The organism is Ruminococcus albus 7 = DSM 20455, assembly GCF_000179635.2.
GTDB classification, from domain to species: Bacteria; Bacillota; Clostridia; order Oscillospirales; family Ruminococcaceae; genus Hominimerdicola; species Hominimerdicola alba.
In genome coordinates, this window is record NC_014833.1 from 884,150 (window position 1) to 903,643 (window position 19,494).

The 19,494-nt window shown below is 41.6% G+C and carries 17 protein-coding genes and 1 pseudogene; 2 read left to right on the forward strand and 16 right to left on the reverse strand.

The features are described 5' to 3' along the window. Window positions 1-261 precede the first annotated feature (261 nt). Both RUMAL_RS20560 and RUMAL_RS04025 read left to right on the forward strand, forming a co-directional pair. Complete coding sequence (locus RUMAL_RS20560) at window positions 262-4,197, forward strand: vWA domain-containing protein (RefSeq protein ID WP_013497501.1); 3,936 nt, start codon at window positions 262-264, stop codon at window positions 4,195-4,197. A 14-nt stretch (window positions 4,198-4,211) separates the two neighbouring features. Then, window positions 4,212-5,246, forward strand: coding sequence for a hypothetical protein (locus RUMAL_RS04025; RefSeq protein WP_013497502.1), 1,035 nt, complete (start codon window positions 4,212-4,214; stop codon window positions 5,244-5,246). Between the two features lie 366 nt (window positions 5,247-5,612). Here the strand turns inward: RUMAL_RS04025 and RUMAL_RS22915 are convergent. From RUMAL_RS22915 to RUMAL_RS04110, 16 genes and pseudogenes are all read right to left on the reverse strand, one after another. Then, a pseudogene (locus tag RUMAL_RS22915) lies at window positions 5,613-6,490 on the reverse strand (IS1595 family transposase). A gap of 359 nt (window positions 6,491-6,849) precedes the next feature. Next, entirely contained in the window at window positions 6,850-7,803 is a 954-nt protein-coding gene (locus RUMAL_RS04040) for a hypothetical protein (protein ID WP_013497503.1), read from the reverse strand. Window positions 7,804-7,831: 28 nt separating this feature from the next. Then, window positions 7,832-8,776: a DUF4405 domain-containing protein gene (locus RUMAL_RS04045; protein WP_013497504.1), complete on the reverse strand. Its 945-nt coding sequence runs from the start codon at window positions 8,774-8,776 to the stop codon at window positions 7,832-7,834. Window positions 8,777-8,792: 16 nt separating this feature from the next. After that, window positions 8,793-9,482, reverse strand: coding sequence for a flavodoxin (locus RUMAL_RS04050; protein ID WP_013497505.1), 690 nt, complete (start codon window positions 9,480-9,482; stop codon window positions 8,793-8,795). Between the two features lie 16 nt (window positions 9,483-9,498). After that, window positions 9,499-10,581, reverse strand: a complete 1,083-nt coding sequence (locus tag RUMAL_RS04055; protein WP_013497506.1) for an MBL fold metallo-hydrolase — start codon at window positions 10,579-10,581, stop codon at window positions 9,499-9,501. A gap of 40 nt (window positions 10,582-10,621) precedes the next feature. Beyond that, window positions 10,622-11,557, reverse strand: a complete 936-nt coding sequence (locus RUMAL_RS04060; RefSeq protein WP_013497507.1) for an aldo/keto reductase — start codon at window positions 11,555-11,557, stop codon at window positions 10,622-10,624. A 13-nt stretch (window positions 11,558-11,570) separates the two neighbouring features. Beyond that, window positions 11,571-12,608 (reverse strand): aldo/keto reductase, encoded by a 1,038-nt coding sequence (locus RUMAL_RS04065; protein WP_013497508.1) that lies wholly within the window; start codon window positions 12,606-12,608, stop codon window positions 11,571-11,573. Next, window positions 12,605-13,225 (reverse strand): TetR/AcrR family transcriptional regulator, encoded by a 621-nt coding sequence (locus tag RUMAL_RS04070; RefSeq protein WP_013497509.1) that lies wholly within the window; start codon window positions 13,223-13,225, stop codon window positions 12,605-12,607. Before RUMAL_RS04070 ends, RUMAL_RS04065 begins: the two co-directional genes overlap by 4 nt. Continuing rightward, on the reverse strand, window positions 13,225-13,776 hold the full coding sequence (locus tag RUMAL_RS04075; RefSeq protein WP_013497510.1) for a flavin reductase family protein: 552 nt from the start codon (window positions 13,774-13,776) through the stop codon (window positions 13,225-13,227). The genes RUMAL_RS04070 and RUMAL_RS04075 overlap by 1 nt, the downstream gene beginning before the upstream one ends. 411 nt (window positions 13,777-14,187) lie before the next feature. Continuing rightward, window positions 14,188-14,772, reverse strand: a complete 585-nt coding sequence (locus tag RUMAL_RS04080; RefSeq protein ID WP_013497511.1) for a hypothetical protein — start codon at window positions 14,770-14,772, stop codon at window positions 14,188-14,190. 1 nt (window position 14,773) lies between these two features. Continuing rightward, entirely contained in the window at window positions 14,774-15,634 is an 861-nt protein-coding gene (locus RUMAL_RS04085) for a hypothetical protein (RefSeq protein ID WP_013497512.1), read from the reverse strand. Continuing rightward, a complete protein-coding gene (locus RUMAL_RS04090; RefSeq protein ID WP_013497513.1) occupies window positions 15,627-16,484 on the reverse strand; it encodes an ATP-binding cassette domain-containing protein in 858 nt (285 codons plus the stop codon). The genes RUMAL_RS04085 and RUMAL_RS04090 overlap by 8 nt, the downstream gene beginning before the upstream one ends. After that, complete coding sequence (locus tag RUMAL_RS04095; RefSeq protein ID WP_013497514.1) at window positions 16,484-16,858, reverse strand: GntR family transcriptional regulator; 375 nt, start codon at window positions 16,856-16,858, stop codon at window positions 16,484-16,486. The genes RUMAL_RS04090 and RUMAL_RS04095 overlap by 1 nt, the downstream gene beginning before the upstream one ends. Window positions 16,859-17,524: 666 nt before the next feature. Beyond that, on the reverse strand, window positions 17,525-18,253 hold the full coding sequence (locus RUMAL_RS04100; RefSeq protein ID WP_013497515.1) for a flavodoxin: 729 nt from the start codon (window positions 18,251-18,253) through the stop codon (window positions 17,525-17,527). Between the two features lie 12 nt (window positions 18,254-18,265). After that, window positions 18,266-18,850, reverse strand: coding sequence for a DapH/DapD/GlmU-related protein (locus RUMAL_RS04105; protein WP_013497516.1), 585 nt, complete (start codon window positions 18,848-18,850; stop codon window positions 18,266-18,268). An 11-nt stretch (window positions 18,851-18,861) separates the two neighbouring features. Next, complete coding sequence (locus RUMAL_RS04110) at window positions 18,862-19,437, reverse strand: TetR/AcrR family transcriptional regulator (protein WP_013497517.1); 576 nt, start codon at window positions 19,435-19,437, stop codon at window positions 18,862-18,864. Window positions 19,438-19,494: the final 57 nt, after the last annotated feature.

Here is a 19,494-nt window from a genome sequence, read left to right on the forward strand (position 1 = left end):
CGTATTTTATGAGTTTTTGGGGTAAGTTCAATTGTAATAAGGCTTTTTTCGGGTTCTTCCTTTTCTCTCAACATGACAATTGTCTTAATTGTCAAATTATAGTTTAGTATTTTCTGATTTAAGTAAAACTGAACGATTTGATTATTTTTATATTGACATAGGAATAACATTCGTGATATAATCATCTGGTAAAAAAACGCATGACAAATTAAACGCTGATTATTGAGCTATCAGCAAAATGGTAAAATAGGAGGAAATAGAATGAAGGACAAAAATCGGTCGAAGCTTAAGCGGATTATTTCAGGCTTATTGGCTTTGACTATGACAGGCGCACTTTCTGCTGTTATGCCAGCATCCGCTGACAACATTATCGTTTCAAATGATAATTATAGTATACTGGCAGAAAAAGTTAAACTAAATGGCACTCATGTTAATGTTAACGGAGATATTCATGGTGATGATAGCCTTGAATTTGGAGGATATCAGGTCACTGTCAATGGTGGTTGTTATTATACCAATGAAATAAAGAATTACTGTGGTGAGCTTACATATTCAACAGGGGTATGTACTGAAAATCATATGGATATACCTCAATTGGGTGATTGTCTATATTATCTGGCCGGGTTGACAGGAGCAAATGAATATCATGATGGTATAGTATTTAACTGGCAGGAAGAATTGGAACTTAGCTCTACTATTTCATATGACTTTTTTAATGCATATGGAAGAAATATTTGGGTTCAGGACATCATTGCTTCTAAAAATGATTTATCGTTTAATTCAACTGATTTATCTACTCATCAATACAAAGAAGCATTTGTTTATTCTGCTAATGGAGATATTTCAATACAGGCAAACAATGTTGATCTGGATGGACTAATTTATGCACCTAACGGAAAAGTTATTATAAATGCTACCAGTATTGATTTCAGCGGTGTTATTATAGCAGAAGAGGTTGAGATCAATGGTAATGATGTTAATATTTCAACATCAGAATCAAATGCTTACCTTATTGAACTGGCATCTAGTATTTACGGAAAACGTGAAATAATAGCTGTCGGAGATTATGATTCGGATAATTCTTTAGTTAAGTTGGCTTGGAACTCAAATATGATAGGAGATGCTTTCTCAGTATGGGCATCTTACGATGGAACTGACTATACTAAAGTAACAGATATTAATGATCTCAGCTATGATTATCAAGTCGAAAATGGGCATAATTCTGTTGATATTTATATTGAACAGGAACTGCTTTCAGGCACAAAGCTAGGTTCTAACGTAGTATCGCTTATTGCTGATGAAAATGGTAATTATTCTGTAGTAATGGATGATTCCGATAAAGATGGTCTTGTTGATCCGCTGGAGAAGATACTGGGAACTAACGTAAATGATCCCGACACTGACAGTGACGGTCTTACCGATTACGAAGAAGCATATTTTACACATACCGATCCTATTCAATATGATTCGGATCAGAATGATATCTGCGATGCCGATGAAGATCCTGACAGAGATGGTCTGAATTTCAGAGAAGAACTTGATCTCGGTACTGATCTTTTTGAAGAGGACACCGATAACGATCATCTTAATGACGGAGATGAAGTAAAAGTTCATTTCACAGATCCTCTTGTAAAGGATACTGACGGAGATGATTTTGTTGATGGTTATGAAGTGAACTATAACAGGGATCCTTTAAATCCTGATTCGGATGGAGATGGCATTTCTGACGGCGATGACATCTATACGATCACTAAGAGTTCAAAGGAAAGTGATTCAAAGGTATCAGTCGAACTAACGATCGATATACCCGGTAAGAGTGTTGACAGTCTGAGTATTGATAAAGTGCCTGAAGATGATGTGTTCCTGCCTTCTGAAATGCCCGGATTTATTGGCAATGGATTTGATTTTTATGTTGACTGCGAGTTTGATACAGCAACAATGAAGTATACTTTCGATGAAAGTCTGCTTGACACACCTGATTTTGAACCTGCTGTTTATTACTGCGATATTGTAAATCAAAAAATGGTGTTGCTTGACGATCAGGTCTATGATCCCGTAACTTGCACAGTAACAGCAAAAACCACACATTTTTCGAGGTATATTCTACTGAACAAAACAGCGTTTGAAAAGATCTGGGACAAGGATTTTGCAGGAACTTCTGTTGATAACTCCGGAAAAACTGTTGCTATGGATATAGCACTTGTAATAGATTCTTCCGGTAGTATGACCTGGAATGACCCAAAAAATCTAAGAAAAGATGCTGCAAAAGAATTTGTAGATAAGCTTAGCAGCATAGATGAGGCAGCTATAATTGATTTTGACTCTTCGTCTAAGATAAACCGTAATCTGACAAGTAATAGAACATTATTGTATAGTGCAATAGACGATATTGACAGTTCCGGCGGAACATCTCTTACTGCAGGTGTAAGCAAAGGTCTGGAAGCATTGTCAAAATCTAACGACAAGAAGATCATGATTCTTCTGACTGATGGTAAAGGTCCTTATGACAAATCCCTTACAACGCAAGCAATTAACGCAGGAGTAACAATTTATACGATCGGTCTTGGAACTAATAATGATATCGACCAGCCTCTGCTTAATTCGATAGCAACTGAAACAGGTGGAAAGTATTATCATGCTAAAAAAGATATCGATATTCAGGGTAGCTTTGATAATGTAAGTGGTGATCTTGGCAACAAAGATAGTGATGAAGATGGTCTGCCGGACATAGTGGAAAAGAATCTTTATTGGTTTAATGGTGTTTCTTTATCTAAAGCAGCGAAAGAACATAAACCATCTGATATAGATCTTTATCTCGGCTTTGATCATAATAATAAAAATACGTTTTACAAATACCTTTCTGATGGTGATATAGTAGTTGAATATAAACAGATAAGCAAAGATCGTTATGAAGCAAAACTATTAGATGGTGTAATTTGGGATATCCCAAATTTTAACAAAAAGCGAGTAGAGAACTTCAGAGAGGATGTCTGTGATCAACTCGGAAATATGTTAGCAAGTAATAATACCGATTCGGCAATTTATGGTGATAATGTCGCACATCATATATTAGCTTATCATTCTGACGCAGGTGTGTATAAATGCGAATATTGTGATTATACTGTTGTAGATCCTAAAATTGAAGATGAAGATTTACTATCAGAAGCAGATAAGTATCTTATGTTTTCTGTTGATTCAATGGCGGATCATGCTAAATCACTTGGCGAAAGAAAAATGTTTCAAACAACTGAATTTGCCATCAGAGCTCATACTGCAAAGAATTATGGTGTGACTGCAAAAAATTATAGTACTTTTGATAATTATGGACACTATGTAGCACCAGAAATATGCACTTCAAGTTTCAACAACATGAGACTTGACAACTATTATCTTTCAATACATTTAAAAGAAGAAGGATTATCAGATACAATAAATAGCATAGGGGAATACTATTTATTTGATCACATGGGTGATCTTTTGGATGACGCTATAAAACCAATACTATCTACTGCAATATACGATGGTTTTTTATACGGACAGTACACAGTTCTTGGAGAACAGTTTAAAGTAGATTATAAAAGTGCATTGCCAGAAGAAACAGTAAAGGAATTTGTATCTGCGTTTTTAGCAGAATTAGGCACTCTCTTTATTGATGATCAAATGAAAAACGAACGTAAAACCAATTACGAGTGCAAGCAATTGTATAAAAAAATGATAGAAGACATTGCAGTTACTGCTTTTGCCGATTATATATCAAATGGATCATATACCCTGGCTATAATAACCTATGATGTTCTTAATATAATCTTGAATGTAACTTATAAAATCGGTGGAAGAGCAACGGTTATGCCAGGAAATTATACTACTAATATTGTTTATATACTAAAGGACGGATCTTCTGAAGGGTATCCATACAATGAATATCAGTTTATAGCTCAAATTGCAGATATTTTTGGAAAAAAATATCTGGATAAACTTAATAAAGTAAATAATGAGGATAACAGCTATTTCATTAATAATAATATAACAATATCACCAGCACATAAATTAGACCATTCAGGTAAATTCAAGATAGTTGTTAATGTTTTAGAAGAGAAATATAATAATTATTCATATACATTGGAGGATCCAAATATATATCGTTTCAACAATTTTACTGATTTGAATATGATAGTAACAAGGAACTCAAACATATGAAAGGTTAAGAAAAAATGAAATTATCAAGAATTAAGTTAGGTATAGTTTTAATTGTATCTATTATGTCCGCTTTTAGTAGTTGTGGAAAAACAGAAAACAACAAATCAAAAGACGGTTCAGCGGCAGCAACATCTCAGACAGAAGTGCATTCTTCAAAAGAGACATCTGAAGTAAATTATACATTCAAATCTACTGAGGAACTGCTTGCCAACGAGAAAAACGTTGATAAAACCGATAAGGGATACATAATAGTCAATGATATCAATGATGTACCCGAACCGCTTAAAAATATGCTTTTCCCTTATCGTGACCCTGAAACAAAATTGTATGGGTATAAAGATCTGACCGGTGATATCATTATTGAACCACAGTTTTATCTTGCGTATTGTTTTTCAGCAGAAGGAATAGGATATGCCGTAACTACAGAAGAATCATCAGAACTTGGATTCAACCCCGGAGTTGCAATAAGAACAGATGGTAGCTTGATAACAGACCCCAATACTTCAAATGTAGTGTGGGTCGATGATGATTACATCAAATATTATGACAAGGATTTTGTTCCGCATATAGTTGACAAAGATCTGAATGAAATTGATCTTGAAGACTATTATTCAGAACTGCCCGAATATGAAAAATATGATATCAGCTACTATAATTTCGGATACGATCAGGCTATGTCCGGTTATGATGGTAAAGCATACCTGAAATATAAGAACGGATTCCTGCCTGTAGCAAAATATGATGAGCAGTCAGAAAAGTATACGGTATCATTGTTGAATGACAAAGGTGAGAAAATTGCAGAATACGAAGACTATTATAGTTCCAAGTATATTTCCTGCGTTTCAAATGACTGCTACGTAGTTGTTGATGAAAGATTTATGGGCAGTATCTATGACACAGACGGCCATCGTGTTGACGAGATATTTGAATTTGGTAAGTACAGACCTATGGAAAGCATAGTTTTCCCGGGAGGGTATACTTATGTTTTCGGACTTGCTGATAATGACTATCTTGACGAAATACCTACTGTCATAAAAATTGTTGAATAGCAAGGGAACAGTATAATATTTGTTTTTTCAAAAACAACTTTTATAATCGAACAAATTCTCGAAAAAGCATTGACGATTTAGCCGCCGCACGCTCGTGACTTTAGTCATGAGCGTGCGGCGGCATTTCTTGACATTCTGTTGTGCATGGTCGAGGGTATGTATATTCATTGTAATACCATATCGTAAGAACTACCAAATACAGGAAGTCCTGATCATATACTTCGTCTTGTAAACTGTAAGCCTCAATTAAGAATGTCAGATACTATAATTCTTAAGTGAAAGACAGCTAAGTGTGTAAGCTTAGCTGTCTTTCTGCTTCTTAGATCTAAAAAAAATGGTTATCCCTTTAACACACCACAAGTAAGATCACTGCACCAAAGCAGCCCAAAGCCTTAAATACGCACTGTTTCCCAGCTTGCGGCGGTTGAATTTGTAACAGTATTCGGCAGCATACAACGCTGTGTGGATCTTTTCGTTTCCGTGGTAAGTTCCCATGATCATTGCTTTGAAGTTTGAAATAACTTTATGCATCCAGTTCAGCTGACCGCTTGTCGGATCATATGTCTCAAAAACATGGAAGTATTTCTGTGCCAGCGGTTTCTTGTAACTTCGAGCATTATCACTCTCGATCTTCGAGCCTGCGCGGATATTATCCCTGGCAAATCTACCCACAGTTATGCCCTTTAAATTCGGCACATCGCTCATTTTAACGTACTCGGGATTTCCTGCAGCGTTCTTTGATAAAGCTACGATCATTTTGACTTTTTCAGTACCTCTGCCGCGCTTTTTACCGTGAGTCGGAGCACCGAGATACGTGTCATCAAGTTCAACGATCCCGTCGCGCAAATAGCGTTCTTCACGGCATTCCATAGCTCTTTTCTGATGCGATGAAGGATGTACCAGGCTGTCTTGTAGGTCACTCCCAAAGACCTCATCAGCGTAACAGCAGAAACGCTGCATTTGTTGCTCATAATGAGGAATGCGGTGACTATCCACAGTCTGAGCGGAATATGTGTTCTGTGCATAAAAGTTCCGTTTGTGGCGGATATATCTGCTTTACAGAACTTGCATCGCAGCAGATGGCGTGACCTTATCCTGCGGTACTCAGAGCCACCGCAAAACGGGCAGGCAAAGCCCTTTTCAAAGCGGATATCAAGCAGAAAATCCTTGCAAAAGCTTTCATCTGCGAACTTTGAGTATATCCCATCAAGTGTTATCTCAGGTTTCGGAAATCTTTTTGACATAGCGACAGCTCCTTTCGGTTTCTGTCACTATTATACTATATTTTCCGGTTTTTGAGGTCTGTTTATTTGGACAGCATTGTATATTATCTGTGGTGTGTTAAAGGGATAACCATGTTATTCTATGATATCGTGTAGTGTAAAAGGTGTTGCTGCCGTTGCACTGCACGATCTGTTTGCTTTTGAACTGTATAATAATTATACATTAAAAACTCACCCGTTAACAGTTCAAACTGTTTACGGGTGAGTTTTTTTGTATGAAAATGAATCACAGTTGGTCATGCATAGGTCGTGTTTTAACCGCTGTATTTGTTCCGAAAATGGCTTTTTCCGAACTTAGCGCATCAGATGAAAAAGCAGTTTTAATCATCCGCCCAGACATCGCGTACGCATTTTTCGTTTATTGTCGGTCTTAACTGCTGGTCGATACCTCTATTTTCGCAAAGTGTGAGCCTTTTTTTATTCCCGGTCACAGCAATGACTTTATAGGTGTAGTATTTTTTTCGTGTACGTTTAAAAGGACGCTTTCTGAATTTATTGGATTCAGTATGTCTTTTTTTCTTAACATAGATCTTTTCGATATCGGAATACTCCACAGCTGTTAGACCTCGGTTGAGACCTATAACTATTTTGGGAGTGATATACACATCATTTGACGATATCCATTTTGAGTTTGGAAGATTAGCTTGATCATCGATCTCCTGATGGGTAAATCTGATACTTCCGCAATTCGGTCTCAGATGTTTGATGGCATTAATTGATCTTGATACGGACTCCCACATTGCCCAAAATACCAGCAAGGTTATTCCGAAAACCATCCCGACTGGATGTTCATCTGTTAGCCTATCCGTGAAACCTATTTTATCGCAGTCCATGAAAAAGCTTGAATGCTTTTTCATGTTTTCGGAAGAATATATATTGTTATCAATAAAGTACTTTTCGGCAGATGCCTTGGCTTTGCTGAGAGTATTCTTTAGTATTCCTTTTACTTTGACATATCCGACTACCTGCTGTTCCTTTATCGCCTCGTTGATGCCTCTCATAAGTATCACATCTTTATCTGTTCTGACGGCATAATAATGTGGATAGACCTCCACAGGGGTTTCGGTTATTTCGGCAGAGTAGATAGTTTCATCTTCGATATGCAAATTGTCAGGATCTATTTTTCTGTCAGTGGAAAGATCTTTATAAGTACTTAATAAGCTTATAAAAATCAGAAATACCGCCAATGATATCATAGCGATGCTGATATAAAAACTCTTCTCATCGTCCTTTATCTTTTTTCTTATATTTTCATTGGTATACTTATATTTCAATCTTATTCTCTTTTCATGATGTGGATTTTCAGCAGACCATTTCCTGCCGAGAACATCTATGAAAAATATTATAACCGATTTTGGTAATATAGTCAACATTGGATATCGCTGTTAGAACTGTAGTGTTATTCTCCGCTGTTGTGACCTGCTCTGTTGGATCTGCGTTCATATGTACTCCGGTTTGAACGGTAGTATTCTGCGAAGTCTGCCAACCCGAATCACCAAAGCTGCTTTCTGAACTGTCCTTATTCAGTGTGAGATTCAGCACGATACCTATGATAATAGCACAGCTCACCCATACAAGAGGTTTTAGTGAATATTTTTTATCTTTATCCTTTTGGGTAATTTCTGACAGCACATATCCGGCAAGTGCAAAAAACATAAGCATTGCAAGGTTTTGCAGGATAATGATCCACTTTGCCGTTGTATAGTCGAGAAAAGCAAAGTGCGTCCGGAACGTGATATAATTTACGATCCCGTTTTTCAGAAACAGCCATAGTCCCATGCCTGAAATACCTGTCAGTATCACCTTGAATATCATTTTGCCCTTTTCAGGCAGCTTTGCGGTCATAGCTTTCATGTGCAGACCGATATGTATACCCATAAGAATAAATGACCAATAGGACGTCGCAAGGTGCAGTTTTCTTGCGGTCATTACATTGATAAGTCCATACATAAAGGGTACAGCGTGTCCGCTCATGGACATCCCGCTTAGTGCGGTCAAAGCTATCGAGACAAGCAGCAGCGTGTTCACAGAAGTCATTGAGATACGGTAGGGCGAATATTTCCCCTTGAAAATGGACTTATACCATTTGTGGTTGAGTATATGGTGTAGTATCAGCGTTACAGTCATGCCTATACCAAGCCACTCGTGAAGCACATCGCCAGTCACTTGAAAAGCCATTAAAAATAACAAAAGGACTGTCAGCACCACATCGACTATCCTTTTGATGATACCTGTCTTTGTCTGCATAACAGTCCCTCCCTGTTTAATTCATATCATTTACCCAGTCCTGTATCTCGTTTTCGGAAATATCAGCATCGAGCCTGTCGCCTGCGAGCCAGTTTCCGCTTCCAGCCTGCGAAGCGAGGTTACTTCCGCTTCTGCCAATACCGCTGCCGCCCGAAGTGCAGAACGGAATGACCGTCTTGCCGTCAAAGTCATGTGCCTCAACGAATGTACTCATCATTCTCGGAGCATCGCCCCACCATATCGGATAGCCGATATAAACGATGCTGTAGCCGTTCAGATCGACCGTATCATTAGCGATCGCAGGGCGCACATCGGGATCGTTCATCTCAATGGTAGTGCGGCTGTTTTTGTCATTCCAGTCTAGGTCTGCATCAGAGTATGGCTCGTCAGGGATAAGCTCGAAAATATCGGCATTTGTGACACTTGCGATACGTTCAGCCACACCCTTTGTCGTGCCTGTTGCGGAGAAATACACTACTATTGTGTCCTTGTTGCTGCTTTCGTTCGTATTGTCGGTTTCTGTCTGTCCGGGCACTGCTTTATCTTCATCAGATCTTTTATCTTCGTTTTGCTCGTCTGATCGTTCAGTATGAGTATCCTGCTTAACGGTTTCATTTTTTGCAGAACTGCTTTTGCCAGCATTACCGCAGGCAGTGAAGCTGAACATACAGAATACGGCAGCTAGTGAAATAATGACCTTTTTCATTTAATGATCTCCTTTATCACTCATAGTCTCTCCACCAGCGTTCATGGAAACTTTCCGAATCATTCAGAGACATGGTTTCACAGAGCTTTGGTGTTATAACTTCAATATTCTTTTTTTCGCAGGCGGCAGTCAGCCTTTCGGGAGAGTCATCCCAGCCATGATCGGAAAGTACGAAAGCTCCCCAGTGGATAGGCATAACAGACTTTGTGTGAAGTGTTTCGGCAGCAAGTGCGCTCTCTTCGGGAAACATATGCCAGTAGTGCCAGTTGATGCTGTACTGTCCGCAATCGGGCATGAACAGATCAAAATCCCCGAAGCGTTTGTGTATCTCTTCAAAGTGTGCGCCGTAGCCAGTGTCACTGCTTTCGAGTATCTGATGATATTTGTCCTTTAATACCCACGAACAGAAAAGAGTTGTCTGCTGATTATCAAGTGCCCTGCCGGATTTGTGGTTAGCAGGGGTGCAGTGTATCTCCAAGCCGTCAAGGGCGAAGCTCTCCCACCATGCAAGGTTCGTTACCTTGATGTCATCGTCTATCCAGCGTGTGATATGCTTGTCGATACCGAGGGGAACTATGTAGTGTGCTGTCTTGCATTCAAGTGCTTTTATGGTATCCATATCAAGGTGATCGTAATGGTCATGGGTGATAAGTACAGCGTCAATATCCGGGAGATCATCAATGGTTACCGAAGGCTCGGTGAACCGAGCGGGTCCTGTCCATTGTACAGGTGATGAGCGCTTGCTGAACACGGGGTCAACGAGGATATTTTTTCCATTCATCTGTATAAGCGATGAGGAATGACCCAGCCATGTGATGACCATATCGCCCTCGCTTTCCTTTGCAAAGTCGGGAGTCATCACAGGCAGTTCGTCTTTTGGTGAGATTTCCTTTGATGATACTCTGTTGTCGGCAGAGACTCCTTTAAGCACCCACTCGGAGGGGTAGTTGAAATGCTTGCCGTCAAAATATCCCTCAGATCTTTCGGCATAGTCCTCACGGTCTGCTTGGGTTGGTCTGCCGCCGAAAACGGGATATGCCCGCATGAAAATGAGAGCAAATACTATTATCGAAAGTATGATAATTACTGTCCAAAGCATAACTCTCACTGCCTTATATTTTTTGATAAACTTCACCCGATCACTTCATTTCTTTTTCCCAGAAGCGTATCACATTCAATCCGAGACCGTCGGCAACGCTTTCAAGCTCCTTTACCTCATCGGAGGTCAGCGTGATATTTGACGCCTTCACAGCATCCTCAACGTGGCTGACCTTTGTTACACCGATTATCGGAAGCGTTCCCTTAGCAATAGCCCACGCAACCGGGATCTGTGCGATTCCTACTCCGCATTTATCAGCGATCTTGCCGAGAGCCTTGTTCATGACCTCCAGCTTGTCGAGAATGGGGTTATAGCTGTCTGCTCTTGCCGAGCCAGCCGGCATGGGGTGAGTTGTGTCGTACTTGCCCGAAAGTGCGCCCTGCTCCAGTACCATATACGAGAAGAATGTTATATCGTTCTCTTTACAGTAGTCCAAAATGCCGGACTCCTCAGAAAAACGGTTGATTAGGCTGTAATGATTCTGCACTGCCGAGAGTTTCAGACCGTGTGCTTTGAGTATCTCTGCAGCTTCCTTTATCTCTGCAAGGTTGTGGTTGGAAACACCGATCATAGGAACGTCATCCCTGCCCTCGAAGTATTTTGCAAGTTCCTCGGTCCATTTTGGAGCATTCCAGACATTGTGAATCCAGTAAATGTCAAAACGATCAAGTGCCATAAGTTCAAGCTGCATCTCGATCATGTCCTTCATTGCCGTCGGAGAAGATGCATCTGCACACTGAGGTGTGAACTTATCGGAGATAAGATAGCTTTCTCTTGGCAGATCTTTCACAAAGTCAGCCAGAACTTTTTCAGATGTACCCATACCGTAAGCATAAGCGGTATCCCACAGGTTCAAACCATTTTCCATAGCCTTGTTGAAGATCGGGCGGAGGGTATCTGCTGTCAGATTTCCGCCGAATGTTCCGTCATTTCCCCAAGCCCATGCACCGAGGGCGATCTTTGGTAAGTTAGTCATAGTATTATCCTCCTTAAATTTTCTGACTGCCTGTTGACCAGACGTGCTTTTCATTTTTGTTTGCAGGCTTGTTCTGCGCCATTACACCTGCAAGTGAATGAGGAACATATGGTTCTTCGAGATATTTTATCTCGTCGGCAGACAGCTCCAGATCGACCGCCTTTGCAGCACCTTCAATATGGTGCAGCTTTGTTGCACCGACAACGGGAGAAGTCACCTTTGTCAGCAGCCACGCAAGGGATACTTCTGTCATGGAAACACCGTGCTTTTCAGCAAGCTCTGCAACACGCCTGATGATAACCTCGTCTTGTTCTTTTGTTGCATCATATTTGAATTTAGCGTAAGTGTCTTCTTCGGCTCGCTTTGAAGTTTCTCCTGGAAGACGTGCGAGCCTGCCGCTTGCAAGAGCGCTGTAAGGTGTCATGGCGATATTGTCCTCAGCGCAGAGCATAGCCATTTCACGCTCCTCCTCACGGAAGATCAGATTGTAATGTCCCTGAACACTGACGAACTTTGCAAAGCCTTCTTTCTCAGCCAGTGCATTTGCTTTTGCAAGCTGCCAAGCATAGCAATTTGAAATACCGATATATCTTGCTTTTCCTGCCTTGACGATACGGTTCAGACCGTCCAGTATATCATAGATCGGCGTATTCCAGTCCCACATATGATAAATGTACAGGTCAACATAGTCCATTCCGAGGTTTTCAAGACTCTTGTTTATCATTCGCTCGATATGCTGCTGTCCGCTGATACCTGCTTCTATATCCGCAGGTGTTCTCGGCAGGAACTTTGTTGCAACCACTACGTCATCACGCTTTGCAAAGTCACGAAGCGCCCTGCCCACATACTGCTCACTGGTTCCGGACTGGTAACCTATTGCTGTATCAAAGAAATTCACGCCGAGTTCAAGTCCTCTTTTAATTATCTGACGGCTATGTTCCTCGTCTATCGTCCACGAATGCTGACCGTTTGAAGCATCTCCGAAGCCCATACAGCCCATACATATCCTTGAAACATTCAGATCTGAATTACCAAGTTTTGTGTATTTCATTTTGCACCTCCCAAAAGTTGTATCACGCAGGAATAAATTATTTCATATATGCTGTGCATCTTAAAGTCCATATTTGCATCACGCATGGCATCAAGCTGTTTTTGTGTTGCCACCGAATAGGGATATACTCCGAAAAGGAAAGGGAAGAAAACGAATATAAAGCGTTCACAGTCGATATCAGGAAAGAATTTTCTTACACAAGCTCTAACTGCATCCAGGGAAGCTCCATAAGCAACTTTGAACTCCGTCAGCCGTTCGGGCCGTGAGTTTTCCTCCATATCGTAGTGATTCATAGCAAGGAGCTTCAAAAGCTGTTCATGGTTTTCGAGTGAGTGTGCAAGTGATGATGCAAAGCTGTCAGCGGACATCGTTTCATTTTTCTTTGCAAGCTCGTTCATTTCCTCTGCCCACAGTTCATACTCACGCTGCATCAGTGCAAGGAATATTTCCTCTTTCGTCTGAAAATAGTTGTAGATAGACGGTCTGGAAAAGCTTGTTTCTACACTTATTTCTTTCAAAGTTATCTCCTTGAAGCTCATGGTCTGATAGAGCTTTTCACAGGCACTAACGATCTCGCTTTTTCGTGAAGCTGTCAGTTCAGGTGAACCCTTTGGCATTAATTTTCCTCCTTCTTAAAGCTCAGGCATTTCCCGATCACATTGCCTGTTTGAAGATACTGATAATTCGGGAACTCAAACAACACAGGTCTGACCTTCGTGTAGTCGGGCTTGCCCTTATCATTCAGGCAGTCCTCCTCAACGTAGGTATTGTCTATCGTGCAGATGAAGCTCTCGAAATTTGGTGTTTTGTAGATGTCATCGACTTTACATTCAATGGTGAGATTTGCCGCTTTGATGATCGGCATACCGCATTTGCCGATCTCATATTCAAACAGATCGGATTTGTCAGCCTTAGCCCCTGTAACAGAACCTGAAACATCAACAGCAGGGAGCATTTCCTCTGTCACAAGATTAACGGAAAGTCTGCCGTTCTCTTTTATCAGATTATTGATAAAATGGGGCTCTGCAAGGCTCACAAGGATACGGTCATGACCGATTATACCGATATGCGCAACAAGAGTCCATGTTGGCTTATCGCCGTTCATTGTACTGATCACGGTCACAGGTGTGGGGTAGAGTGCCAGTTTTGTATCAATGCTTTTTTTCATAAGTATCACTCCTTGATTGCATTCTGACATCGTGTCACTATAGATATTATAACACTATTCTGACACAATGTCAATATGAGTTCTGGATATTTTTGTTTTTCAGCGTTATCAACAAAGTATAACAGTTCGCATAGGGTATTTTAAACAGAAGGGTATACCTTCCATTTTCTGAAGGCATACCCTTTATTGTTGATTATATTATAGTTATTATTCCAGAACTTCAAGCATTATTGCTGCACCGTCTTTGAAGGCAGCTTTCGTTTCAGCAGCAGCGGTATTGCTCACATAGTTCTAGTATATCGATCTGCTCCGTACTTAGGGGAATCTTCAAACGGTATCTCATTACTGGCAAGGGGCTGTTGCGTAGTTGCAACAGCCCCAAACAATAATGATAACATCTATCATACTTTCTTATATCGTATCGGCACGGGAACGGGATACAAAAATTATTGCAGCATACATAAAAAGAATTGCTGCTGCAAAGTAAACCGCAGCCCCTGCGAGTTCGGAAATGAATGATGGTCGGTCGGCAAAAATGTCGTAAGCACCTCTGCCGAAGATCAAACTTTTGAGTGATCTCGAATTAATGAAGATCGTGTTTCTTACAAGACACAGCCGCATCAGCAGATCTTCAGCGGTGAGAATCAGCGAAGTTATGGGTACGTAGGTGTACAGTGCTTTTGTCGATGTCCTGCGGCTTACTCCGTTTGCACTGAAAAATCCCGAAGCAGTTTTGGCAAGAAGTGCCGCGCATATTGCGGCAGCTATCACCGATACTATCTCGAATTTAGCGGTGCTGCTGCGCTCAAAGTTCAGGCGGAGGATGTCTGCTGCTTCAAATTTCGTAGTTTCAGGTTCTCCCGCTGCATATCTGTACATATTCATCAGCGGAAGAGCGAAGATCCCTGCCGTCAGAAGCATGGTAACAGCACCCGTTACCGCTGTGAATAATATACCGAATCTGGCTTTGATAATATATCTTAGACTCTCTTTCATATTATTCACGACCTCTCTTTTGCTTTGCGGCGGGTACCCTTAGTATGAAAAGGGCATATACCAGATAGCCTATCATGAATACCATCAGGGCAGTTGAAAGAAATGCCATGACCGCTCCGATGCAGCCGCCGTACTGACCCGGTGCCGTGGGATCAGGATGAAGTATCTCTCCTATATATATCATTTTATCTCTGAGCCCTGACATAATTTCTCCGCGCAGTGTTACCGAACCGCCGTAGTCTATAAAGACCATAAAGTAGCAGTATGCAGTTAACGCAGATGACGTCAATACTCCGAAAAGATTTGTTCTATGCTTTACCGCTAAGAATACCATCACTGCTGTATAGGCAAGCATTACAAGCAGGAATATCTCGCTGATGCTGAAAAATATAAACCTCGGATCGTGGACAATGAGATCGTTCATACCCTGCATAGACAGCTGTTCACCGCCTGCCCAGTTATGACGTTCATCGCACATTATGATGCAGTCAAGTCTCATTCCTGCAAGTCTGAAAATACCATCGGTCAAAAGGTAGACAGCTTCGATAATCACTGAAGTAAGTGCGCCGAATGTCAGGGCTGCTGTACCGCTTCCAACAAGAATACTTGCTCTTGAAGTTCCGTTGTGCAGCGATATCTTTATAAGATCATGCAGAACTATCCCGAAAATGATACCTGCCGCAGCAGTACCTGCGCTTTCGTAGAAATTTTTCCAGTCATTCCTGATATTTACGCTGATAATACCCATAATGAGCAGAATGATATGTAGCAGGAACAATACTCCAAGACTATGCCCGAAATATTTAAGGTATCTTCTTAGTCCCTCTTTACCGCGAAAGGCGTAACCGAGAAATTCACGCATTTTGTACACCTCCTGTCATAGCTATCAGAAGCTGCTGCAAAGAAGGGCGTGAAACTTCCAGTCCTTCAGGGACATCTTTTGATTCGCCTGTGACACAGGCACAGCACAGCGTACCTATTATTGTTTTGGTCAGATATTCTTTATCTTTGAGATATGAAGTCACGTCTGTGGTTTTTCCCTCGATGAGGTAAGCCTTCGCCTGAAGATCTTCACAGTCATCATCTGCGATAAGTCTTCCGTCCTCCAGTACAAAACAATGCTCGAACAATCCTGCACATTCATCGATAATATGTGTGGAAATAACGAATGCAGCTTCGGTCTTTTCAAAGCGTTCGATGATCTGCTTATATAGTTTTTCGCGGCAGTTGGCATCAACTCCAAGGACAGGTTCATCAAGGAAGATGAAATCAGCTCCGCTGGATAGTGCCAGTATCACCTTAGCGAGAGTATGCTGACCTGTCGAAAGCTGAGAAAGACGTCTTTTCGTATCAATGCCAAAAATATCACAGAGTTTCAGTGCATAGTCTTCATCGGTATCCTTATAAAAATACTTCTGCGCCTTAATGGTGTCTTTCACTTTCATGTGCTTGGGAAGAAGATCCTCGGCACTCATGCAATATATGTGACGAAGCAGCTTATCGTTCTCGGTGACTGTTTCGCCGTCAAGTGTGATCTCACCCGAATCAGGGAAAATACGTCCGCCTACCAGGTCAACAAGTGTTGATTTTCCCGAACCGTTTCGTCCTAAAAGCCCGTAGATCATACCCTTTTCGATACTTAGCGAAACACCGTCAAGAGCGGTCTTTTTATTATATCTTTTTGTAAGTGTCTTTATCTCTATCCTGCTCATCAGTCCTCATCTCCTTTCAGCATACCGATGATATCTTCGCGGGTAAGTCCCAGTCTGTCCGCTTCGTTCAGCAGTGGAGCTACAAAATCATCATAAAATTTGACTCGTCTGTCATCTCTTACATTTTCATTTGCATTTTCAGCTACGAACATACCCATACCTCTCTTTTTATATACCAGTCCTTTTTCCACAAGAATGTTGACACCTTTACGTACTGTTGCAGGGTTGATCTTCAAACTGTGGGAAAGCTCTGTGGTACTGGGTATCTGCTCGCCCTCGCCCAGCTGACCTGTGACTATCTTGTTTTCAAGCCACTGGGCTATCTGTATAAACAGCGGTTCGATATCGTTGAAATGCGGATAATTTACGCTCATACCGTTCAGTTCTCCTTTCTTTGATCTCTACACATATGTTATTTTATTTTCCGCGAATAGCTATTCAGAAGTACATCACATGGCTGGTTGGTTACTTCTGTAACTAACCATATCACATAAAGTATTATTTGTCAATAGGGCCATAATATTTTTGGCAAAGTTGAATAAGATCAAATCTATATTTTTAGCAGAGCTAAACAAACTCGGTAATGAACATACTGATTTACGGATCAATAAAATGAGTCGATCCCGATGGCTCAGACATAAAAAGCGACTGTTGCAGCCCTAACAAAGAAAAAGAGCCTGGCACAGACCTGAAAGGTAGTGCCAGCTCTTCTTTTTGTGGTATAATATAATTGCAAAAAACCATTAAACCACCGAAAGGATTGTACCACAAAAATGAGAAATTGTCTAGTGCGTCTTAACATGAATTATGAGATCTAAGATCTCAGAAAACCGACTTGGAATTTCTCTTTTTGAACTGAAAACGGCATAAAAACCAGCAGAAAATAACACCCCCGAGTCCTCTTTTTTGAAGAGGGCTTGGGGGTGTGCGCACTGAAACAGCTTATTTCACCAGTTAATATGTTTTTTTACTCTGATGTTCGGATATGGTTAGAGGGTGCTGCGGTTGCAACAGCCTCGATTTTTATCTTCATTTTCATATCAGAATCCCAAACCGTCAAGCCAGTCACGGACAGACTGTTGTGTATCAGAGCTGAACTCCTGCGCAGTCTTGCCCTGTATATCCATACCGTCGAGCACCTGTGCATTCGGCAGATAGCTTCTGATCGCAGAGTATGTTCCCGATTCACCGCTGCCTTCGTGGGTGTTGAACGGGATAACCACCTTGTCGGAGAAATCGTAGCTGTCCATAAAGGTATAGACCGCCATCGGCATATCGCCCCACCATATCGGGTAGCCGAGGGAAACAATATCATACTGCTCCATATTCTCAACACCGCCCTGAATTTCAGGACGGGCTTTGTCGGCAAGCTCCTGCTTTGCCACATCACAGCATTCGTCATAGTCCGCGGGATAAGGCGTAACAGTTTCGATATGAAAGCTGTCCGCACCGACTTCATCTGCAATATACTCTGCAACTATCTGTGTGTTGCCCTTATCTATCGTGCCGACATTGTAATTCTCGTCCGCGCGTGAGAAGTACGCAACAAGGATATTCGTGCCGTCACTGTCTGTCGGAGTTTCTGCATCAGCCTGAGTTGTAACAGTGCTGTCATCGGACTTACTGTCCTGCTTGTTCAGCTTTTCCTTAACGGCCGCCTTGTCTGTTTCAGCTACGCTCGGTGCAGAGACAGGCTCACCGCTTCCGCAGACAGTCATGGTCAGAGCCATGAACAGTGCAGATACAATAACAGCTATCTTATGATTCATACATATCACTCCTCAGTCTTTCATCTGCTCAGGATCAAGCATCTTGATGACCTTAGCCGGAACACCGCCGACCACCGCATAATCGGGAACATCCTTTGTGACAACTGCTCCCGCCGCAACAACGGCGTATTTTCCGATGGTAACACCCGGGCAGATCGTACAGCCCATACCGAGCCACGCATTTTTCCCGATCGTTACCTTGCCGTAGGTGTATGTAGTGTGGCGGTCGTACATATCGTGGTTGATCGTTGCGATGCGAAGCCCCGGCGCAGCCATAACGCCGTCCTCAAACTCGATACCGCCCGATGCGGAAAGAATAGCCGAATGATTGATAAATACGCCCTTTCCGAACTTCACACGGTTTCCGAAATCGCAGGTGAAGGGTGTGAGTATCCTGACATCATCGAGCTTGCGCCCGAACAACTCCTCAAGATAGCCCACATATGACGGATCATCGGGAAGTACCGCATTTGCCTTTGCACACAGCGTTCTTGCTCTCATCATTTCATCAACCGCTTCTTTGAAATAAGGCTCGGTCACTTTTGTCGGACCTCCTTTATCCATCAGGTCATATACATAGCCGTTTTTGTATTCCATATTTCTTGCTCCTATCTGAAAAATTCTCTTACTCCACCAAGCACAAGCCTGTTTGTGATCCGGGTGATCTCCTCCACAGACTGCTGCTTGCCTTCCTCGATCCACTGCCTGTAAATGCCGAGAACAGCGTTATTGACGAAGTTCATAAGCATGGTCTGCTGATATTCCGGCAGTGAACCGTATTTCTTTGAACTGCTCCAGCCTGCGGTGGTGACCTTTTTTATCATACCGCTGCGGATATAGTGGTAAGACTCATTGCCCGCACAGGTGATCTTCTCATAGGCAAGCCCCTTTTCTTCCGAAAAAAGAAAGAATTCGCGGTTCACCTTGTCAAGCTCATCAGGCAGCTTGTAGTCCTTGATGCGCTCGATATATTCCGCAGAATACTCCGTCTGTATCTCCGCAAGCAGATCGTCAAGGGTAGGATAGTAGACGTAGAATGTCTTTTTATTTATCATGGCGCGGTTGCAAAGCTCCGTAACCCTGATCTTGCCGTAATCCATTTCGCATATCATCTGCTCAAATACGCTCTTGATCGAATCTATCGTCCTGCGTACTCTTAAATCTTCACTGCCTGTAAGTATCATAATAGTCCTCCTGATATTCTATGGTAAAGTAACTGTGGTTACATTATACCATAGAGT